19 protein-coding genes are annotated in these 18,286 nt (G+C 65.4%); 11 read left to right on the forward strand and 8 right to left on the reverse strand.

The features are described 5' to 3' along the window. Positions 1–23 precede the first annotated feature (23 nt). Entirely contained in the window at positions 24–200 is a 177-nt protein-coding gene (locus ACWTPI_RS34940) for a CsbD family protein (protein WP_454734083.1), read from the reverse strand. Between the two features lie 91 nt (positions 201–291). Then, complete coding sequence (locus ACWTPI_RS34945; RefSeq protein WP_454734084.1) at positions 292–447, reverse strand: DUF3309 family protein; 156 nt, start codon at positions 445–447, stop codon at positions 292–294. Positions 448–1,040: 593 nt separating this feature from the next. On the opposite strand from ACWTPI_RS34945, the gene ACWTPI_RS34950 reads away from it, so the two are divergent. From ACWTPI_RS34950 to tnpC, 7 genes are all read left to right on the forward strand, one after another. Continuing rightward, on the forward strand, positions 1,041–1,760 hold the full coding sequence (locus ACWTPI_RS34950; RefSeq protein ID WP_454734085.1) for a Crp/Fnr family transcriptional regulator: 720 nt from the start codon (positions 1,041–1,043) through the stop codon (positions 1,758–1,760). A 195-nt stretch (positions 1,761–1,955) separates the two neighbouring features. Beyond that, positions 1,956–2,111, forward strand: coding sequence for a DUF3309 family protein (locus ACWTPI_RS34955; protein WP_454734086.1), 156 nt, complete (start codon positions 1,956–1,958; stop codon positions 2,109–2,111). 75 nt (positions 2,112–2,186) lie between these two features. Continuing rightward, complete coding sequence (locus tag ACWTPI_RS34960; protein WP_454734087.1) at positions 2,187–2,534, forward strand: hypothetical protein; 348 nt, start codon at positions 2,187–2,189, stop codon at positions 2,532–2,534. Positions 2,535–2,802: 268 nt separating this feature from the next. Further along, positions 2,803–3,582: a PRC-barrel domain-containing protein gene (locus tag ACWTPI_RS34965; protein ID WP_454734088.1), complete on the forward strand. Its 780-nt coding sequence runs from the start codon at positions 2,803–2,805 to the stop codon at positions 3,580–3,582. 102 nt (positions 3,583–3,684) lie between these two features. Next, on the forward strand, positions 3,685–4,344 hold the full coding sequence (locus ACWTPI_RS34970) for a 2-deoxy-5-keto-D-gluconate 6-phosphate aldolase domain-containing protein (RefSeq protein WP_454734089.1): 660 nt from the start codon (positions 3,685–3,687) through the stop codon (positions 4,342–4,344). A 99-nt stretch (positions 4,345–4,443) separates the two neighbouring features. Then, the gene (locus ACWTPI_RS34975) at positions 4,444–7,443 is read left to right on the forward strand and encodes a Tn3 family transposase (RefSeq protein WP_454731549.1); all 3,000 of its coding nucleotides are present in this window, start codon (positions 4,444–4,446) and stop codon (positions 7,441–7,443) included. Continuing rightward, a complete protein-coding gene (gene tnpC, locus ACWTPI_RS34980) occupies positions 7,436–7,780 on the forward strand; it encodes a Tn3 family transposase post-transcriptional regulator TnpC (protein WP_454731550.1) in 345 nt (114 codons plus the stop codon). Before ACWTPI_RS34975 ends, tnpC begins: the two co-directional genes overlap by 8 nt. Before the next feature lie 104 nt (positions 7,781–7,884). On the opposite strand, the gene merR is transcribed toward tnpC, so the two are convergent. Beyond that, on the reverse strand, positions 7,885–8,310 hold the full coding sequence (merR, locus tag ACWTPI_RS34985) for an Hg(II)-responsive transcriptional regulator (RefSeq protein WP_454731551.1): 426 nt from the start codon (positions 8,308–8,310) through the stop codon (positions 7,885–7,887). A gap of 72 nt (positions 8,311–8,382) precedes the next feature. Here merR and merT point away from each other — a divergent pair, with 72 nt between their 5' ends. From merT to merA, 4 genes are read left to right on the forward strand one after another with little or no spacing between them, the layout of a single operon-like run. Continuing rightward, positions 8,383–8,733 (forward strand): mercuric ion transporter MerT, encoded by a 351-nt coding sequence (merT, locus tag ACWTPI_RS34990; protein WP_454731552.1) that lies wholly within the window; start codon positions 8,383–8,385, stop codon positions 8,731–8,733. 13 nt (positions 8,734–8,746) lie between these two features. Beyond that, a complete protein-coding gene (gene merP, locus ACWTPI_RS34995) occupies positions 8,747–9,022 on the forward strand; it encodes a mercury resistance system periplasmic binding protein MerP (RefSeq protein ID WP_454731553.1) in 276 nt (91 codons plus the stop codon). Positions 9,023–9,047: 25 nt separating this feature from the next. After that, positions 9,048–9,467, forward strand: a complete 420-nt coding sequence (gene merC / locus ACWTPI_RS35000; RefSeq protein WP_454731554.1) for an organomercurial transporter MerC — start codon at positions 9,048–9,050, stop codon at positions 9,465–9,467. Positions 9,468–9,499: 32 nt separating this feature from the next. Next, the gene (gene merA, locus ACWTPI_RS35005) at positions 9,500–11,185 is read left to right on the forward strand and encodes a mercury(II) reductase (protein WP_454731555.1); all 1,686 of its coding nucleotides are present in this window, start codon (positions 9,500–9,502) and stop codon (positions 11,183–11,185) included. 64 nt (positions 11,186–11,249) lie between these two features. Here the strand turns inward: merA and ACWTPI_RS35010 are convergent, their stop codons facing one another. From ACWTPI_RS35010 to ACWTPI_RS35030, 5 genes are all read right to left on the reverse strand, one after another. After that, on the reverse strand, positions 11,250–11,414 hold the full coding sequence (locus ACWTPI_RS35010; RefSeq protein WP_454731556.1) for a hypothetical protein: 165 nt from the start codon (positions 11,412–11,414) through the stop codon (positions 11,250–11,252). 423 nt (positions 11,415–11,837) lie between these two features. Next, on the reverse strand, positions 11,838–12,185 hold the full coding sequence (locus ACWTPI_RS35015) for a copper-binding protein (RefSeq protein WP_454731557.1): 348 nt from the start codon (positions 12,183–12,185) through the stop codon (positions 11,838–11,840). Beyond that, a complete protein-coding gene (locus ACWTPI_RS35020; protein ID WP_454733270.1) occupies positions 12,182–15,352 on the reverse strand; it encodes an efflux RND transporter permease subunit in 3,171 nt (1,056 codons plus the stop codon). Before ACWTPI_RS35020 ends, ACWTPI_RS35015 begins: the two co-directional genes overlap by 4 nt. Beyond that, positions 15,349–16,917, reverse strand: a complete 1,569-nt coding sequence (locus tag ACWTPI_RS35025) for an efflux RND transporter periplasmic adaptor subunit (protein ID WP_454731559.1) — start codon at positions 16,915–16,917, stop codon at positions 15,349–15,351. Before ACWTPI_RS35025 ends, ACWTPI_RS35020 begins: the two co-directional genes overlap by 4 nt. Beyond that, positions 16,914–18,221, reverse strand: a complete 1,308-nt coding sequence (locus ACWTPI_RS35030; protein WP_454731560.1) for a TolC family protein — start codon at positions 18,219–18,221, stop codon at positions 16,914–16,916. The genes ACWTPI_RS35025 and ACWTPI_RS35030 overlap by 4 nt, the downstream gene beginning before the upstream one ends. Between the last annotated feature and the right edge of the window lie 65 nt (positions 18,222–18,286).

The raw sequence follows: 18,286 nt of genomic DNA on the forward strand, positions 1-18,286 counted from the left end.
CTTGCCGCGTGCGCTTGCCGCATTTACGGCTGCTTGCGCTGTTGTTCCTTCGCGTCTCCGTAGGAAGCCTGCGCCTCGCCGACGACCTGTTCGGCCTTGCCCTTGATCTCGGTGGTCTTCCGGCCCGTGGTCTTGCCAAACATTTCCCGCAGCTTGCCCTTCGCCTTTTCGAGACGGCCCTTCACCTGGCTTTCGTTCATGACATCGCTCCTTGAAGAAGGCGGCTGGCCGGCTGGCCAGCCGGGCGCTGCGCGCGGCGACGCCGGCCGGTGTACCGACGCCCCGGCGGGCCTAGAAGCGGCCTGTCAGCACCAGCACGAGCACCACGATCAGCAGCACGCCCAGCACGCCGCTGGGCATGTAGCCCCACGAGCGGCTGTGCGGCCACGTCGGCATGGCGCCGAGCAGGACCAGCACGAGCACGACCAGCAATACGGCTCCTAACATGGAACCCCCCTTTCCCCGACTCCGCGTTTTTGGCCAGGCCACCGCTGCGCTGCGCCAGCGGTGCCAGAATCATCGAGCCCGATGCGTAGCCGGCCGCGTTACCTTGGAACCGGCCTGACCGTTGCCGCCACCTTGCCATCTGGCGGGGAGAATGTCGGTACGCTGACGGACAATGACGCAGGCGGGAATGCAGCGCGCAAGGCCATGCGGAAAAAAATACAAAGGCCCACGCCATAACACGGGCACCATGACTCACAATGGGAGCACCGATGCCGGTCAGACGACGCGCATCGATCCGCAGGCGGCGCGGTACGGACAGGGTCTGGAACGGGTGCGAGAAACGGGACTGAAGAACGCTTCGGTGAACAGTCCGGCCACAGCATGGCGGCGGGACAAAAGTGATGGATATGCATCGGCCCCGGGTGCAGCAAGCGGCGCGTATGCGCCGCTGCAATGTGTCGCCATCATCCCATGATCCTGGCATCGCGCTGGACTATATTTTTAGCGGCGGCAAATTCGCGCGACCAAAAAGCCCGCGCGAATTTGCCGCCAACATGCCGGCTCCTCCGATTGGCCGGCGCTGGAGGCGCAACATGAGTGCCCTGGATGACCCGAAGGCCAACCATCTGCTTGCCGTGCTGCCCGAAGCGGACTGGTTGCGCATCGCACCGCACCTCGTGCCGGTCGAGTTGCCGCTGGGGCACGTGGTCTACGAGTCCGGCGACCAGTTGGGCTCGGTGTACTTTCCCACCAGCGCGATCGTATCGCTGCTCTACGTGATGGAAGACGGCTCATCGGCCGAGATCGCCATCGTCGGCAACGAGGGGATCGTCGGCATCGCGCTGTTCATGGGCGGCGAGACCACGCCGAGCCGCGCCATCGTGCAAAGCGCCGGCCACGGCTACAAGCTCAATGCCAAGCTGCTGAAACAGGAGTTCGCGCGCGGCGGCCCGGTGCAGCGCTTGTTGCTGCGCTACACCCAGGCCCTGATCACGCAGATGGCCCAGACCGCGGTCTGCAACCGGCATCACTCCATCGAACAGCAGCTTTGCCGCTGGCTGCTGCTGAGCATCGACCGCCTGCCGACCAACGAACTGACCATGACGCAGGAGCTGATCTCCAACATGCTCGGCGTGCGGCGCTCCGGCGTCACCGAAGCCGCGTTGAAGCTGCAGAACGCCGGCCTGATCCACTACAGCCACGGCCATATCTCGGTACTCGACCGGCCCGGGCTCGAAAAACACGCGTGCGAATGCTATGCCGTGGTGAAGAAGGAGTTCGACCGCCTGCTGCCGGACATGCAGGCCGTTTGACGGATAGCGAGAGCACGCCCGCCCCGGGCATGCGCCGGTGCGACGCCGGTACGCGTACCCATGCGCACATGTCCGCCATCGTACCGACACCACGGCGCTACCGTGCCAGTCTTCGCTCATGGGCCGGCCTCGTGCCCGCCATGCGGGCGGGCCGATGACAAGCCCTGCCGCGCAGCGAACCGCAGGGAGAGAACCATGTTGAGCGTTCTGGTGGTCGTCGTACTGGCGATGGCATTGATGGCAGTCGTGCCGGTGTGGCCCCACAGCCGCGCCTGGGGCTATATGCCCGGCAGCGTGCTGGGCGCGTTGCTGCTGGTGATATTGATCCTTGCCCTCTTCGGCAGGATCTGAATGCGGGCAGCGCCCCTTTCTTGAGGCGGCCCTGCCGGCGACGTCCATGCCACGCGCATGGGCAGGGAGCATTTCATGCAATCGGGCATTCCGGGCATCGCGGTGGTGACGTATCGCACCACGCCCTCCAGCTGGTTCTTCGCCGAGGTCGACGGGGCGTGGATCTATCGTTTCGGCCCCTTCGCCAGCGCGCAGGCACTCGATGACGTTCTCGCGGTGATCTACGCCACGCTGCCGCAGCGCGCCGCGCTCGCGCTGGTTGGCGAATGCGACGATGCCGGGGGGCTGCTGGCCGCGGCCACGCTCGCCGCGCCGGCGCCACCCGGCCGGGTAGCGCTGGTGCCGCGCGCCGCGGCGTCCTGGTGGCACGCCTTGCTATACAGGCTGCGTTCCCATGGCGCGCGGAGGATTGTGATCCATTGACGGGCGCGCAGGCCCGGTGCCTGCGATCCTGCGACGCGCCCGGTCCACACCCGCCCCACCCAACGGAGACCGCCTCATGGCATTTGCCTTCCCTCGCTTCCGGCCCGAGACGCCCCTCCCGCTGCCCAGCGCCATGGCGGCGGCGCTGCTGGAGCCGCCTGCCCCGGCCGCGGCAGCACCGTGTCCCACGCATGGGCTGCGCGGGACACGGCCGGGCCGGCTGTATCCAGGCGAGCCCGGCCCCGGCGCGCTTGCAGGAGGACAAGACATGTTACGCAGCATCGAAGAACTGGAAAGCTACCCCATCCGCGCGACGGACGGCGAAATCGGCGTGATGAAGGACCTCTATTTCGACGAGAAGGCATGGGTGGTGCGCTACCTGCTGGTCGAAACCGGCAACTGGCTGTCGAGCCGGCGCGTCCTGATCCCGGCCCTGTCGGTCGGACGGTCGGAATGGCTGGACAACGTCATCGAGGTGACGATCACCAAGGCGCAGGTGATGCACAGCCCCGACGTCGACGCGTGCAAGCCGGCCTCGCGGCAACACGAGACCGACTACCTGGCCTACAACGGCTATGCCGACTACTGGGGCGGCGCGGGCTTCCGGGAAGGACTTCTATCCGCGGGCGAAGTCGCGGCGGGCCACAGCGAATCCGACCAGGAACGCGGCGAAGGCGGCGGCACGCATCTGCGCAGCGCGGAGGCCATTGCGCACTACGCCATGCATGCCCGCGACGGCGACATCGGCCACCTGGAAGGCCTGCTCGTCGACGTGCGGACCTGGGCCTTGCGCTACGTCATCGCCAGCACCAGCAACTGGCTACTTGGAGACCGGATCGTCATCCCCGTGAAAGCCATCGAGAGCGTGAACTGGCCCGACGCGACGGTCTCGCTCGACCTGCCGCGCGCGGTGCTAAAGGCCGCGCCGCGCTACGACGACGAAGTACGCCTGGACCGGCGGCAGGAAGCCAGCATCCACCGGTACTACGGCCAGCCGGGCTACTGGCTCAACCAGCCCGCCGGCGACGTTTCCGCCCGCCCGCACTGAAACGGGCGGAGTATCAGCCTGCACGCCATGCACCACGGCTGGACACGGCGGCGTCATCAACCCAGGGATCCGGCGCCAGCGCCGGCTCCGGGAGGGACCATCATGAAGCCCGGCTACAACGCATCGCTCTACCTGCTGCCGTTCGATCATCGCCAGTCCTATGTGGCCGGCATGTTCCGCTTCCAGCCGCCGCTGACGCCCGCCGAGCGCGATACGGTGGCCAGCAGCAAGCAGATCATCTACGACGGCTTCCAGGAAGCGGTCGACAACGGCGTGCCGGCGTCCTGCGCGGGCATCCTGGTCGACGAGGAATTCGGCGCGAGCATTCTGCACGACGCCAGGAAAAACGGCTACGTGACCGCGCTCTCGGTCGAAAAGAGCAGCCCGGGCGAATTCGAGTTCGAGTACGGCGAAGCGTTCGCGGAGCATATCGAAGCGTTCAGGCCGACCTTCGCCAAGGTCCTGGTGCGCTACAACCCCGCCGACGACGCCGCGCTCAACCTCCGGCAGACGGCGCGCCTGAGGCGGCTCGCGGACTACTGCCGGCACGCCGGGCAGCGCTTCATGTTCGAGTTGCTGGTGCCGGCCACCGAAGCGCAGATGTGGCAGGCCGGGATGGACAAGGATGCCTATGACCGGCACACACGCCCCGCGCTGATGCGCCAGGCGATCCGCGCCCTGCAGGACGCGGGCGTCGAACCCGATGTCGGGATCATGCCAAGATGCGGCCAATCGGCGATCATAAGCCCTGGGGTTATATAGATAAGCAAAAACATTTCGGTTAGTTATAACTCTGGTCTGGAACTTTGCCATCGTCCTCGGCTAGACTGGCTGGCCCTTCAGAGATTGCCGAGATCCTGTATGGCCACCGTCGAGCGTACCGCCTACCCGAGTTTCCCGAAGGTTTTCTCCACCAAGGAGTTACAGGCGTGTTACACGCCGGATGCCGAGGAACTGGAGTGGGCCACCCGCTCAACCCGTGGACAAGGTCCGCGACTTGGCTTGCTGGTGCTGCTGAAGGTCTTCCAGCAACTGCATTACTTCCCCAACCTGGACAGCATTCCCGTCGTCGTGATCGACCATGTGCGCGCCAGCGCTGGTCTGGCGCTAGATGCCGCATTTGGCTATGACCGCAAGCTGTCCCCCACGCTGTACCGGCATTACACGGCGGTACGCGAATTTCTCGGCGTCCAGCCCTATATTGGCACGGATGCCAACGAGGTCACGATCCGCGCCGCGCGCGAAGCCGCGGAAACGATGGACCAGCAAGTGGACATCATCAATGCCACCATCGATGCGCTGATCCTGCGCCAGGTCGAGCTGCCAGCGTTCTCCACCCTAGACAACATCGCCGAGCAGATTCACACCCGCACGCAGACCGCGCTGTTTCGACGCGTCGCAAGGCGCTTGTCGGATGAGGAACGGCAGCGGCTGGACCGGCTTCTCACCCGGGAATTCACCAACCGCCTGACCGCCTACAACAACATCAAGCGCCACGCGCGCCGTCCATCACGCAAGCATCTCAGCCTACTCATAGAACACCTGACCTTACTCGACGGTCTTGGCGATTTCTCTCGCGCAATCGCAGGCGTGCCCGCCTCGAAGCTGCGCTCGCTGGCCAGCCAGGCCATGAGCCTGGACGCGGCCAATCTACGGGAGATCCTGCCTGAGAAGCGCTACACGCTGATCGTCGCCTTGCTTAACCATATGCGCGTGCGCACCCGCGACGATCTCGCGGAGATGTTCATCCGTCGCATGGGCACCATCCACAAGCGGGCGCGCGATGAGATGGAGCGCATCCAGTCCCGTCAGCGCGCGCAGATGGAGAAGCTGGTCACCTTGCTCGACGGCGTGGTCGATATCGTCGCCGATGGCCAGGACGACGCGCTGATCGGCCGGCAGGTGCGCCGCTTCCTCGCGCCGTCCGGCGATCTGGAGCCGCTGCGCGAGAGCTGCGCCGAGGTGCGGGCCTTCAGCGGCAACAACTACCTGCCGCTGCTATGGCGGCATTTCCGCGCGCACCGCTCCGTGATGCTGCGCCTGGCGCAGGTGCTTGAATGGGAGTCGACCAGCCAGTCGCGCACGCTGCTGGCGGCACTTGCGGTGGTGCTGGACAACGAATCCCTGCATCGCGAATGGATTGCCGCCGACGTCGATGTGAGCTTCGCCTCGGAACGCTGGCGAAAGCTGGTGCGCCGCCCCCACGACCAGGGCGCCCCCACCAATCGGCGCTACCTGGAACTCTGCGTGCTCTCGCATATGGTCAACGAGCTACGCTCCGGCGACCTGTGCGTGGTGGGGTCGGATGCCTTTGCCGATTACCGTGCGCACCTACTGCCCTGGCGGGAATGCGAACGGCGCCTGCCCGAATACTGCGCCAAGCTGGACATGCCGGCCAACGCGCAGGACTTCGTGGCGCATCTACGCCAGTGGCTGACCGACACGGCGCGTACGCTGGATGCCAGTTTTCCCGACAAGCGCCAGCACGTCACCATCGGCCAGGACGGCGAACCCGTGCTCAAGCGGACGATCGCCAGGGAGATCCCGGCCAGCGCGGTGGCCCTGCAACAGGCGCTGATCCGGCGCATGCCCACGCGCAATCTGCTGGACGTGCTGGCCAACATCGAGCACTGGACCCACTTCACGCGGCACTTCGGCCCGCTCTCCGGCAGCGACCCCAAGATCCGCAATGCCGCCGAGCGCTACCTGCTGACTATCTTCGCCATGGGCTGCAACCTGGGGCCCACCCAGGCCGCCCGCCATATGGGGGATCGGGTCACGCCGCACATGATGTCGTTCGTCAACCGCCGGCATCTGAGCCTGGAGCGTCTCGAAACCGCGCAGCGGGAATTGATCGAACTGTATCTGCGGCTCGACCTGCCCAAGCACTGGGGGGATGGCAAGACCGTCGCGGCTGACGGCACTCAGTACGACTTCTACGACAACAACCTGCTGGCCGGCTACCACTTCCGCTACCGCAAGATGGGCGCGGTGGCCTACCGGCACGTGGCCGACAACTACATCGCGGTGTTCCGGCATTTCATTCCGCCCGGCGTGTGGGAAGCCATCTACGTGATCGAGGGTCTGCTCAAGGCCGGCTTGAGTGTCGAGGCCGATACCGTGCACGCCGACACCCAGGGCCAGTCGGCCGCGGTGTTCGCCTTCACGCATCTGCTGGGCATCAACCTGATGCCGCGCATCCGCAACTGGCAGGATCTGAAGCTTTACCGAGCCGATGCCAACACCAAATACAAGCACATCGACCGGCTGTTCTCGGACATCGTGGACTGGGAGCTGATCGCCTTCCACTGGCAGGACCTGATGCAGGTAGCGCTATCGATTCAGGCCGGAACAATCTCCTCGCCGCTCCTGCTGCGCCGGTTCGGCTCGGAAAGCCGCCGCAACCGCCTGTTTCTGGCGGCGCAGGAACTCGGCAAGGTCGTGCGCACAGCGTTCCTGCTCGAATGGATCGGCAGCCGCGAGTTGCGCCAGGAGATCACCGCGACCACCAACAAGATCGAGTCCTACAATGGCTTTGCCAAATGGTTCTCATTCGGCGGTGACGTGCTGGCCGAAAACGACCCCGACGAACAGCAGAAGCGCCTGCGCTACAACGACCTGATCGCCTCGGCCGTGATTCTTCAGAACACGGCGGACATGATGCAGGCCCTGCGCGCGATGGTGAAGGAAGGGATCAAGGTCGACGTGGCCGACATCGGCTTCCTGAGTCCCTACCTCACCAGCAACATCAAGCGCTTCGGCGACTATAAACTCAATTTGGAGCGGTTGCCGGAAGCCTGGATTCGCGACAGCCTCTTTGCCGGCCCCGCCCATTCCGTCCGCAAACCGCGTCATGCCTGACACCGATACCCCTTACGGCAGGGTCGACGCCGAGGCGTTGCAAGCGCTTCGGGACACGTTCGACACGACCACCATCCTGCGCGTGGTGGACCAACTCGATGCGATCCGCGCGCGTTGCTGTGAGCCAGCCGGGCTGCGCGACGATCTGCTGTGCTTGCACGGCATGGCACATACTCTGATCAACGGCGCCGCATTGTCGTATCCAACCACTGGTCCGACCCTCGTGGACCAAGCCGAGGCCATCATAGAAGAACTGGACGACTGGATCGTGCTGCTCAAGCGCGCCGTGCATGCGCTGCGCCCACTAGAGCCGCTGCGCCCCCGCGACGATGTCTGACTCGGCCAGGTCGCTTGCCCGTCGAGACGGCACATGTGAGGCCGGCTGCGACGAAGCGGCAGAAGCAGAAGCCGGAACGAGCTGGAGCAGCGTAGCCGCATCCACTACGCCCTTTGGCGAACTTTTCCCGCTAGCAGCGATGCGATCAGCGGGCAGGATACGTTGCCCTGGCGGGCATGGCAGGCGCACACCAGCTCAGACAGCACGGCCTCCATGCGTCTCAGGTCGGCAAGCTTTGCGCGCACGTCGTTGAGCTTGCGCTCGGCCAGGCTGCTGGCTTCCGCGCAATGAGTGCCGTCCTCCAGGCGAAGCAGTTCGCCGATTTCTTCCAGACTGAATCCCAGCCGCTGGGCCGATTTCATGAAGCGCACCCGGACCACAGCCGTTTCGCCATAGCGACGAATCCCGCCGGCGGGCTTGTCTGGCTCTGGCAGCAGCCCCTTGCGCTGGTAGAACCGGATGGTCTCCACGTTGACACCAGCCGCCTTGGCGAAGGCGCCGATGGTCAGGTTCTCCAATTCGCTCCACATATCGCTTTGCTCCGTACATTAGTACGGAAGTAAGGTTACGCTATCCCTTTCCTACTTCGAAAGGACAAACGCATGCCGCAACCGCAAGCCGGGCGCCGTGCGCTCTTCGCCGGCGGGCTCGCCGCCATCCTCGCCTCCACCTGCTGCCTGGGGCCGCTGGTCCTGATCGCGCTTGGTTTCAGCGGGGCCTGGATCGGTAACTTAACGGCGCTGGAGCCATACCGGCCGCTGTTCCTCGGCACCGCAGTGCTGGCGCTGTTCGTCGCCTGGCGGCGCATTTTCCGTCCGCCGCAAGTCTGCAACCCGGGGGAGGCCTGCGCCATCCCGCAGGTACACGCCACCTACAAGCTCATGTACTGGCTCGTCGCCCTGCTGGTTCTGGTCGCGCTCGGATTTCCCTACGTCACGCCATGGTTCTACTGATCAGGAGTTCGCCATGAGAAAGCTGTTTGCCGCCCTCGCTCTCGCCGCCGCCGTCGCTCCCGCATGGGCCGCGATGCAAACCGTCACATTGTCCGTGCCGGGCATGACCTGCGAGACCTGCCCGATCACGGTCAAGAAAGCGCTCTCCAAGGTCGACGGCGTAAGTAAGACCAGCGTGAGTTTCGAGAAGCGCGAGGCCGTCGTCACCTTCGATGATGCCAAGACCAGCGTGCAGAAACTGACCAAGGCGACCGAGAACGCGGGCTATCTGTCCAGCGTCAAGCAGTAAGCCACGGGAGCGAGGGAGCGACGCCATGGGACTGATCATGCGCATGGTCAACAAGGCCGGTGCCCTCGGCAGCGTCGTCTCGGCGATGGGTTGTGCGAGTTGTTTTCCCGCTATCGCCAGCTTGGGCGCGGCCATTAGCCTGGGCTTCTTGCGTCAGTACGAGGGACTGTTCATTCGTATCCTGCTGCCGGCGTTCGCTGGCATCGCGCTGCTCGCCAATGGGATCGGATGGCTTAACCATCGGCAGTGGCAACGGACCGCGCTCGGCGTGATCGGCCCGCTCCTTGTGCTGGCCGCGGTGTATTTGATGGTTGGCTGGTGCAGCGAAGCGCTGCTCTATGTCGGCCTGGCCTTCATGGTCGGGGTATCGATCTGGGACTTCGTCTCGCCGGCGAAGCGCTGCGGCGCACCGGACGCCTGTGAACTGCTGGCCAAACGCGGCTGACGCGCGTTGGCCATGATAGAAGGAACTGTGGCATGACCCACCTGAAGATCACTGGCATGACCTGCGACGCGTGCGCCGTCTACGTCAAGGATGCCTTGGAGAAGGTGCCGGGCGTGCGGTCGGCGGTCGTGTCCTACCCGAAGGGGACGGCGCGGATCGCTGCCGAGCCCGACACGTGGCCGGATGCGCTGACCGCGGCCGTGGCCGGACTCGGCTACCGGGCCATGCTCGCCGAGGCCCCGCCGGCGGAAAATCGCGGCAGCCCGCTCGACAAGGCCCTAGGCTGGCTGGGCGGCGGCGACAAGGGCGGGGACCAAGCCAGCGCCCTGCGCATTGCCGTCATTGGTAGCGGCAGCGCCGCGATGGCGGCGGCGCTCAAGGCCGTCGAGCGAGGCGCGCGGGTGACGCTGATCGAGCGCGGCACCATCGGCGGCACCTGCGTCAATGTCGGCTGCGTGCCGTCCAAGATCATGATCCGCGCGGCCCACATCGCTCATCTGCGTCGCGAAAGCCCGTTCGACGGGGGCATCCAGGCCACGCCACCGGCGATCCTGCGCGAGCGCCTGCTCGGCCAGCAGCGGGGGCGTGTCGATGAGCTGCGCCACGCCAAGTATGAGGGCATCCTGGCAGGCACGCCTGCCATCACGGTGCTGCGCGGCGAGGCCCGCTTCCAGAACGGGCACACCCTGAGCGTGCGCGTGGTCGAAGGCGGGGAGCGCGAGGTGGCGTTTGACCGCTGCCTGATCGCCACTGGCGCCAGTCCGGCGGTGCCGCCGATCCCCGGTCTGAAGGACACCCCGTACTGGACCTCGAACGAGGCGCTGGCCAGCGACACCCTGCCGAAGCGGCTGGCCGTGATCGGCTCGTCGGTGGTGGCTGTGGAGTTGGCGCAGGCCTTCGCTCGGCTCGGCAGCCAGGTCACGATCCTGGCGCGCAGCACGCTGTTCTTCCGCGAGGACCCGGCGATCGGTGAGGCCGTCACGGCCGCCTTCCGCGCCGAGGGCATCACAGTGCGGGAACACACGCAGGCCAGCCAGGTGGCCTACGCCGACAGCGAATTCGTGCTCACTACCGGACACGGCGAGATCCGCGCCGACCAGTTGCTGGTCGCCACGGGCCGCGCGCCCAACACGCGTGAGCTGGCACTGGAGGCGGCGGGTGTGAGGGTCACCGCGCAGGGCGCCATCGTCATCGACAATGGCATGCGCACCACGGCGCCGCATATCTACGCCGCCGGCGACTGCACCAACCAGCCGCAGTTCGTCTACGTGGCGGCGTCGGCCGGCACCCGCGCGGCGATCAATATGACCGGAGGCGATGCCGCGTTCGATTTGAGCGCATTGCCGGCGGTCGTGTTCACCGACCCGCAGGTCGCCACCGTGGGCTACAGCGAGGCGGAAGCCCACCACGACGGCATGGAGACCGATAGCCGGCTGCTGACGCTCGACAACGTGCCGCGCGCGCTCGCCAATTTCGACACGCGCGGCTTCATCAAGCTGGTCGCCGAGGCAGGATCGGACCGCTTGATCGGCGTGCAGGCGGTGGCGCCGGAAGCAGGCGAACTGATCCAGACGGCAGCATTGGCGATCCGGGCGCGGATGACCGTGCAGGAGCTGGCAGACCAGTTGTTTCCGTACCTGACAATGGTCGAGGGCCTGAAGCTCGCGGCGCAGACGTTCAGTAAAGACGTGAGCCAGCTATCCTGTTGTGCCGGATGACGAGAAAGGGAAACACTTTGCCGGCATCAGCTGGCATTATGAGAGACAAAGCGTGAACAAATCGTCAATTTGGAAAGTCATCTTGATTGTGTGCGCTGCCATCGGCGTGCTTGCCATCCTTGGTGTGGTAGGCATGCTTTTGATGCATCAGCGCATGATGGGTGGCCTGAGCTGTTGCTAGCCCGGATGCAAGCAAAGTAGCGGCGGCCTGGGCACCGACGTCGCCCATACCATGATGATTCAATGGAAGCCAAGCCCCCACCCGTGCGCGCCGTAGCGGCAAGCAGGTAACCCGTGGACGCCCCCTTTCCGACCGCTATTTACGCCGTCTCGTCGACCTCCTGGTGCGCTTGCGCGAGACCGTGCCATGCTGGTTGGGGGTTCGCCGGCGAGAGCCGTGCTGTCGTCGCAGATACCAAGCAAACAGTCCGAGCATACCAAGGATGATTGCCAGTGAGCTCAGGACGACGACGAGGACATCGTGGGGCAGATCAAAAGGGTTGTGGCGCACGGTCTGATTTCGATTCGGATTTGGCTAGCCAGGATCGTTGCGCAAAGGCGCCAATGCCTACCGGCTTGACGTTGCTAGGCCCTGCCGGCGGGTCAGAACGCGCACGGCCGTTGGCAGCAAGCCGTACGCGCATGGCGCGGATTATTTGCGCTGCATGTCAACGACCGTCGGCGCGCCATCCACCTTGTCGAAGGTCACCGACACGGCATCGCCTTCCTTGAACTTGCTAAGCGAGGCGCGATCCTTGACCGGAAACGCCATGGTCATGCCGGGCATACCCAAGTTCTCAATCGGGCCGTGCTTGAGCGTAACCTTGCCGGTCTGCGCATCGATCTTCTTGATTTCTGCGGACACCGGCCGAGCCGCTTGTTGTGAGGCAGCGGGTGCAGCGGGTGCCTTCATGTCCATGCCGTCCATCGAACCCACGGCGAACACAGCCGGTGCGGCAATGATGGCCAGGGCGGCGGCGAGGGTCTTGAGGTGTTTCATTGCGATTCCTCCTGAGGTGTGAGGTTGGGGGAAAGGGAAGTTTGCTTGATCTGACGGCGGCGTAGCAGCAGATACACCGCCGGGACCACAAACATGGACAGCAGCGGCGCCGTCACCATGCCGCCGACCATTGGCGCAGCGATGCGCTGCATCACTTCTGAGCCGGTGCCGTGCGACCACATGATCGGCAGCAGGCCGGCCAGAATCACAGCGACGGTCATCGCCTTTGGGCGCACACGCAGCACGGCGCCTTCCTCGATGGCATCGAGCAGGGCCGCGAGATTGCTTTGCCCATCCTCGAGCCGTGCTTGCCAAGCGTGTTTCAGGTAGAGCAGCATGATGACGCCGAATTCCGCAGCGACCCCGGCGAGTGCGATGAAGCCGACAATCCCCGCGACCGATAGGTTGTACCCCAGCAGATAGAGTAACCAGAAGCCGCCGATCAAGGCCAGCGGCAGGGTGCCCATGATGAGCAGTGCCTCATCCAGACGGCCGAATACCAGATAGAGCAGGACGAAGATGATCAGCAGCGTGAACGGGACCACCACCTTCAGCTTCGCGGTGGCGCGCTCGAGATACTCGAACTGCCCCGACCAACTCAGGGAGTATCCGGCTGGCATCGGGACGGCTTTGGCGACCGCCGCCTGCATGTCCTGCACGGCAGAGCGCAGGTCCCTGCCGCGAATGTCGACGTAGATCCACCCGGAGAGTCGCGCGTTTTCACTGCGCAGCATGGGCGGCCCTTGCACGACCTGGATGCGCGCAACGTCGGCCAGCGTGATTTGCAGCCCCTTGTCGGTCACGATGGGCAGGCTGCGCAGTTGCTCGATGGAGTCCCGATAGTCACGCGGATACCGGACATTGATGGGAAAGCGCGCGAGCCCGTCGACCACTTCGCCGACGTTTTCGCCACCGATGGCCGATGAGACGATCGCCTGAACGTCTTCAATGTTCAGGCCGTACCGACCCGCAGCGCCCCGATCGATATCGACGTCAATGTACCGGCCGCCCGTGAGCCGTTCGGCCAGCGCGGAAGTGACCCCCGGAACCGTCTTGACGGCCTCCTCGATGCGCGTGGCCAGGCGATCGATTTCCTTCAGGTCGGTACCGGCGACCTTGATCCCCACCGGGCTTTTGATGCCGGTGGCGAGCATGTCGATGCGGTTGCGGATCGGCGGCACCCAGATGTTGGACAGCCCTGGCACCCTGACGACCCGATCCAGTTCCTCGACCAGCTTGTCGGTGGTCATGCCGGCACGCCATTGGTCCTTGGGCTTGAACTGGATGGTGGTCTCGAACATCTCGATCGGCGCCGGATCGGTGGCGGTATCGGCGCGGCCCGCCTTGCCGTACACGGTCGCCACCTCCGGCACGGTCTTGATGAGCCGATCGGTCTGCTGCAGGAGCTGGGAGGCCTTGCCTGCGGAGAGGCCTGGCAACGCCGAGGGCATGTAGAGCAGATCGCCCTCATCCAGGGGCGGCATGAATTCGCCGCCAATGCGCATAATGGGCCACGCGGTGGCGATGAGCAGCACGGCGGCGATCGCCAGGGTGGTCTTCGGATATGCAAGGACCTTGCCGAGCAGCGGCTGGTAGCCGCGAATCAGCCAGCGATTGAGCGGATTGGCCTGCTCCGACGGGATCTTGCCGCGGATCATGTAACCCATCAGCACCGGTACCAGGGTGACGGACAATCCCGCTGCGGCCGCCATGGAATAGGTCTTGGTAAAGGCGAGCGGCGAGAAGAGCCGGCCCTCCTGCGCCTCCAGTGTGAACACCGGAATAAACGACAGCGTGATGATCAGCAGCGAGAAGAATAGGGCAGGCCCAACCTCGGCGGCAGATTTGCCGATGACGCGCCAGTGTTCATGGGCGCGGAGTTCGCGCTGCGGATTGTCGGCATGCCAGTGCTCGAGATGCTTGTGCGCGTTCTCGATCATGACCACCGCGGCATCGACCATCGCGCCGATGGCGATGGCAATGCCACCCAGCGACATGATGTTGGCATTCACCCCCTGGTAGCGCATCACCAGGAAGGCGGCCAGCACGCCCAGCGGCAGCGAGACGATGGCCACCAGCGCCGAGCGCAGGTGAAACAGAAACACCAGGCAGACCAGCGCCACGACCGCAAATTCCTCGATCAGCTTGGTGGTGAGATTGGCCACCGCCCGCTTGATCAGTGCCGAGCGGTCGTACGTCGTAACGATCTCGACGCCCTTGGGCAGGCTCTTCTGTAAGGTGGCGAGCTTGGCCTTGACCGCTTCAATGGTCTCCAGGGCATTCTTGCCTGAGCGCAGCACGATGACGCCGCCGGCCACTTCGCCCTGGCCATTCAGTTCGGCAATGCCACGCCGCATCTCGGGGCCGAGTTGCACGGTGGCAACGTCGCCCAGCCATACCGGGATGCCAGCGTCGCTCGTCACCAGCGGAATCTGGCGAAAGTCGTCCAGCGTTTTCAGATAGCCGGTCGCCCGGACCATGTACTCGGCTTCACCCAACTCCAGCACCGAGCCGCCGGTTTCCTGGTTGGCGCCCTTGAGCGCTGCCAGCACCTTGGCTTGCGACAGGTTATAGGCGCGCAGCCGATCCGGCATCAGCACGATCTGGTATTGCTTGACCATGCCGCCGAGCGAGGCCACTTCGGCGACGTTGGGCAGCGATTTGAGCTCGAAGCGCAGGAACCAGTCCTGTAGCGCCCGTAACTGGCTGAGGTCATGCTGGCCGGTCTTGTCGACCAAGGCATACTCATAGATCCAGCCGACGCCGGTCGCATCGGGTCCGAGCGCGGGCTTGGCTGCCGCGGGCAGCCGCGATTGCACCTGGTTCAGGTACTCGAGCACGCGTGAGCGCGCCCAGTACAGGTCGGTGCCGTCTTCGAACAGCACATAGACATAGGAGTCACCGAAGAACGAGTAGCCGCGCACGGTCTTGGCCCCGGGCACCGACAGCATGGTCGTGGTGAGCGGATAGGTGACCTGGTTTTCCACGATCTGCGGCGCCTGCCCAGGGAAGGGCGTGCGGATGATCACTTGCACGTCGGACAGGTCTGGCAAGGCGTCGAGCGGCGTACTCTGTACCGCCCAAAGTCCCCACGCGGTCACCATGACGGTGGCGAGCAGCACCAGGAAGCGATTGCGGATGGAGGCGAGGATGAGTCGGGCAATCATGGCTTCGCTCCCGCAACGGCGGCAGCCGACTCGACCGCGGACAGGGTCGCCACGCCGTCCTTGTCCAGTCGGAAGCGGAACCGGACCTGATCCCCCGGCTTGAATCCCTTGGGCATGCCGGCTGGCGGCGCGCCAAACTCCATCGTCATGGCGCCCCACTGCGCTGACGGAATGGGCCCGTGGGAGATCGTCATGCTCTGCTCGGTGACGGCCTCGATCCGGCCGACGCCTTGATGTTCTGGCCCGGGCGCTGCTGCGGCACCAGGGGCCGACGCGCCGGCTGCCGACGCGGCCGTGGGCGCGGTCATGCGCTGTGCAGTGCCGCGCAGACTCGCCTCCGAGTCGATCAGGAACTGTCCGGAAACGACCACCTTCTGGCCCGCTTTGAGACCCTCAATGATTTCGGTTTGGCCGCCCGCAGCCGCGCCGGTCTTGACCTCCACGGGGCTGAATCCGCCTTGGCCGGATGCCACCATGGCGACCGTGCGCGTGCCGGTACGGATCAGCGCCTCGGTTGGTACCAGCAGGCGATCCGGTCCGGGGGCGGCGTCAAAGCGCACCGAGACAAACATGCCGGGCAACAGCTGGCGTGCCTTGTTCGGCAATTCGATGCGCACCTTGACCGTGCGGGTACCGGCGCTGATATCCGGCAGGATGGCATCGACCTTGCCCGACAGCGTCTCGTCGGGCAAGGCTGCGGCGGTGGCCGACACCGTCTGTCCGGGCCGCAACGGGGCGGCCTGGCTCTCAGGCACCTCGGCGATGACCCATATGGTCGCAAGGCTCGCGATGCGAAAGAGGGTCGTTCCCGGTGAGACCGTCATGCCGTCGCGCGCACCGATTTCGGTGACGATGCCGTCCACCGAACTGGTGATCGTCAGCCGCGGCTGCAGTTTGCCGGTGGACTGTACCAGCCGGATATGGCTCTCGGTCATGCCAGCCTGACGCATGCGCGCAATGGCGGCCTCGCGCAGCTCGCGCTGTAGGCTGCCATCCATCCGGTTGACCGCCAGGTATTCTTCCTGCGCCGCGACCCATTCCGGCGCATAGATTTGCGCCAGCGCTTGACCTTTTCGGACCGGATCGAGGGTGGTCCGGGCATACGCGTGTTCTACGAATCCGCTGGTGCGGGCCTGCAGCACTTCGATGCCGCGTTCATTGATCGCGACATTGCCCGGTACTTGCAAGGCGGCCTCCAGCCGGCCGGTCTTCACCTCGGCCGTGCGGATGCCAAGGTTCTGTGTCATGCGGCTGTCGATGGTGACGGCCGCGCCGCCGCTGGCTTCTTCGTACACCGGCGACAACGGCATGTCCATGTACGGCGACTTGCCCGGCTTGTCAAAGCGCTGTCCTGGCACCATCGGGTCGTGCCAGTAGAGGAGGCGCTTGCCAGTTTTCGGGTCAATGTCGCCCGCCTTGAGGGCGGCACCGCTGGCGCCGCCGCCCGCGGTTGCCGACGCGGGCGACTGCTGGCGCCCTTGTTGTTGACCGAGGTAATAGGCAGCCCCAACGCTTGCCACCACCATCAGGCCTGCCACCGTCCGTGCAATCGTGGTCTTGTTCATGGTTGAGCTCCTTGCAGTGACGTGGGCTGGACTGCGGTGGGTAACGGCATCAGGAAGGTCAGGTCCGCCCAGAGTCGGGCGGTGGCAGCCTCAAGCTTCAGGCGCTCAAGCGAAATATTGAGCGCCTTGCGGCTGGCATCGGCCACAGCGGTCAGGGTGCCGGCGCCCGCTCGATAGGCGGTCAGGGCTGCCTCGGTCTGTGCCTTGGCCAGCGGCACGGTGGTGCTCCGATAGCGCTCGAGCCGCGCCTGGCTGAGCGCCAGCTCCGCCTGCTTGCCGCGCAACTGCCCGAGCAAGCCGCGGCGTACGACCTCGGCTTGCGCGCGCGCAGCGTCGGCCTGCGCAAGCCTTGCGGCCAGTTCCCGATCCTGGCGATGCTTCTGGTCCCAGGGCAGCGGCAGTGAGACGTTGAGCGAAACCATGTTGGAGTAGGCGGGGCCGCGCTGGCTGTACATCAGTTCCACGCTCACATCCGGGATCTTGTTCTCCCGAGCGACCCGGCTTTCCGCCTCGGCGACGCCCACCTGTGCCTCGGCCGCCGCCACGTCCGGCAGTTGCGCCACGCCGTCGGCGTCCAGGGTGTTGAGCCAGGCCGGCGCCTCGAGGCCAGGGCGTTCGGCCAGGGGACGCTCTGCGGCCTCGCCCACCCAGCGGCGCAGCATCGCTCGGGCTGACCCCAGTGCGGCGCGGGCCTCGTCTTCGCGATCCTGCAGTTGCCGGAGTTCCAGTTCGGCGGCCAGGATGTCCGCACGGGAGCCGCGGTTGCCGCGATAGGCAGCCTGCGCCGCCTCCACCATCAGCTTGATGGACTGCGCCTGCTCGGTGAGCACGCTGTAGGCACGTTCGGCGTACCAGCGGTCCAGCCAGGCCGTGGCGGCGCCACGCTGCACCGTCGCCAGCGCCGCCGTACGCTGGGCCTCTGCCGACGAGGCCTCAGCCTCGAAACGCTGAGCGCGGGCCTCGCGCTTGGCCGATCGGGTGAATTCCTGCATCAGGCTGATCGAGCGCATCGTCATCGAGTCTGTGCCGAGGGAAAACCCGTCGCGGCCATCAGCCGGCACGTTATTGACGCCGACCTTCAGGACCGGGTCTGGCAACTGTCGGCCAGCCACCGCCATCTCGATGGCGGACTGGACCGCTGAGCGCGATGTTTCGGCATCCGTCGAGCGGGAAGACGCGAGCGCCACGGCTTCCTGCACGGAGAGTGCGGCCGCGGGCTGCGCCCATCCGGGATGGGCAGCGGCGAACAGCGTAAGGGCGAGCGTCAGCCGGCACCCATACGCAAAGGGAAAACGCAAATGCATAAAGCCTCCGCAAAGCAACGACCACCCTGAAGACTATGGTTCAGGGCACGATAGTAGGCGTTGCT

The organism is Cupriavidus ulmosensis, from assembly GCF_977008105.1.

What these genes read in the sequence shown, in the direction of transcription:
- ACWTPI_RS34940 (WP_454734083.1), bottom strand. Translation starts at nt 200, where the DNA reads ATGAACGAAAGCCAGGTGAAGGGCCGTCTCGAAAAGGCGAAGGGCAAG.
- ACWTPI_RS34945 (WP_454734084.1), bottom strand. Translation starts at nt 447, where the DNA reads ATGTTAGGAGCCGTATTGCTGGTCGTGCTCGTGCTGGTCCTGCTCGGC.
- ACWTPI_RS34950 (WP_454734085.1), top strand. Translation starts at nt 1,041, where the DNA reads ATGAGTGCCCTGGATGACCCGAAGGCCAACCATCTGCTTGCCGTGCTG.
- ACWTPI_RS34955 (WP_454734086.1), top strand. Translation starts at nt 1,956, where the DNA reads ATGTTGAGCGTTCTGGTGGTCGTCGTACTGGCGATGGCATTGATGGCA.
- ACWTPI_RS34960 (WP_454734087.1), top strand. Translation starts at nt 2,187, where the DNA reads ATGCAATCGGGCATTCCGGGCATCGCGGTGGTGACGTATCGCACCACG.
- ACWTPI_RS34965 (WP_454734088.1), top strand. Translation starts at nt 2,803, where the DNA reads ATGTTACGCAGCATCGAAGAACTGGAAAGCTACCCCATCCGCGCGACG.
- ACWTPI_RS34970 (WP_454734089.1), top strand. Translation starts at nt 3,685, where the DNA reads ATGAAGCCCGGCTACAACGCATCGCTCTACCTGCTGCCGTTCGATCAT.
- ACWTPI_RS34975 (WP_454731549.1), top strand. Translation starts at nt 4,444, where the DNA reads ATGGCCACCGTCGAGCGTACCGCCTACCCGAGTTTCCCGAAGGTTTTC.
- tnpC (WP_454731550.1), top strand. Translation starts at nt 7,436, where the DNA reads ATGCCTGACACCGATACCCCTTACGGCAGGGTCGACGCCGAGGCGTTG.
- merR (WP_454731551.1), bottom strand. Translation starts at nt 8,310, where the DNA reads ATGTGGAGCGAATTGGAGAACCTGACCATCGGCGCCTTCGCCAAGGCG.
- merT (WP_454731552.1), top strand. Translation starts at nt 8,383, where the DNA reads ATGCCGCAACCGCAAGCCGGGCGCCGTGCGCTCTTCGCCGGCGGGCTC.
- merP (WP_454731553.1), top strand. Translation starts at nt 8,747, where the DNA reads ATGAGAAAGCTGTTTGCCGCCCTCGCTCTCGCCGCCGCCGTCGCTCCC.
- merC (WP_454731554.1), top strand. Translation starts at nt 9,048, where the DNA reads ATGGGACTGATCATGCGCATGGTCAACAAGGCCGGTGCCCTCGGCAGC.
- merA (WP_454731555.1), top strand. Translation starts at nt 9,500, where the DNA reads ATGACCCACCTGAAGATCACTGGCATGACCTGCGACGCGTGCGCCGTC.
- ACWTPI_RS35010 (WP_454731556.1), bottom strand. Translation starts at nt 11,414, where the DNA reads ATGGGCGACGTCGGTGCCCAGGCCGCCGCTACTTTGCTTGCATCCGGG.
- ACWTPI_RS35015 (WP_454731557.1), bottom strand. Translation starts at nt 12,185, where the DNA reads ATGAAACACCTCAAGACCCTCGCCGCCGCCCTGGCCATCATTGCCGCA.
- ACWTPI_RS35020 (WP_454733270.1), bottom strand. Translation starts at nt 15,352, where the DNA reads ATGATTGCCCGACTCATCCTCGCCTCCATCCGCAATCGCTTCCTGGTG.
- ACWTPI_RS35025 (WP_454731559.1), bottom strand. Translation starts at nt 16,917, where the DNA reads ATGAACAAGACCACGATTGCACGGACGGTGGCAGGCCTGATGGTGGTG.
- ACWTPI_RS35030 (WP_454731560.1), bottom strand. Translation starts at nt 18,221, where the DNA reads ATGCATTTGCGTTTTCCCTTTGCGTATGGGTGCCGGCTGACGCTCGCC.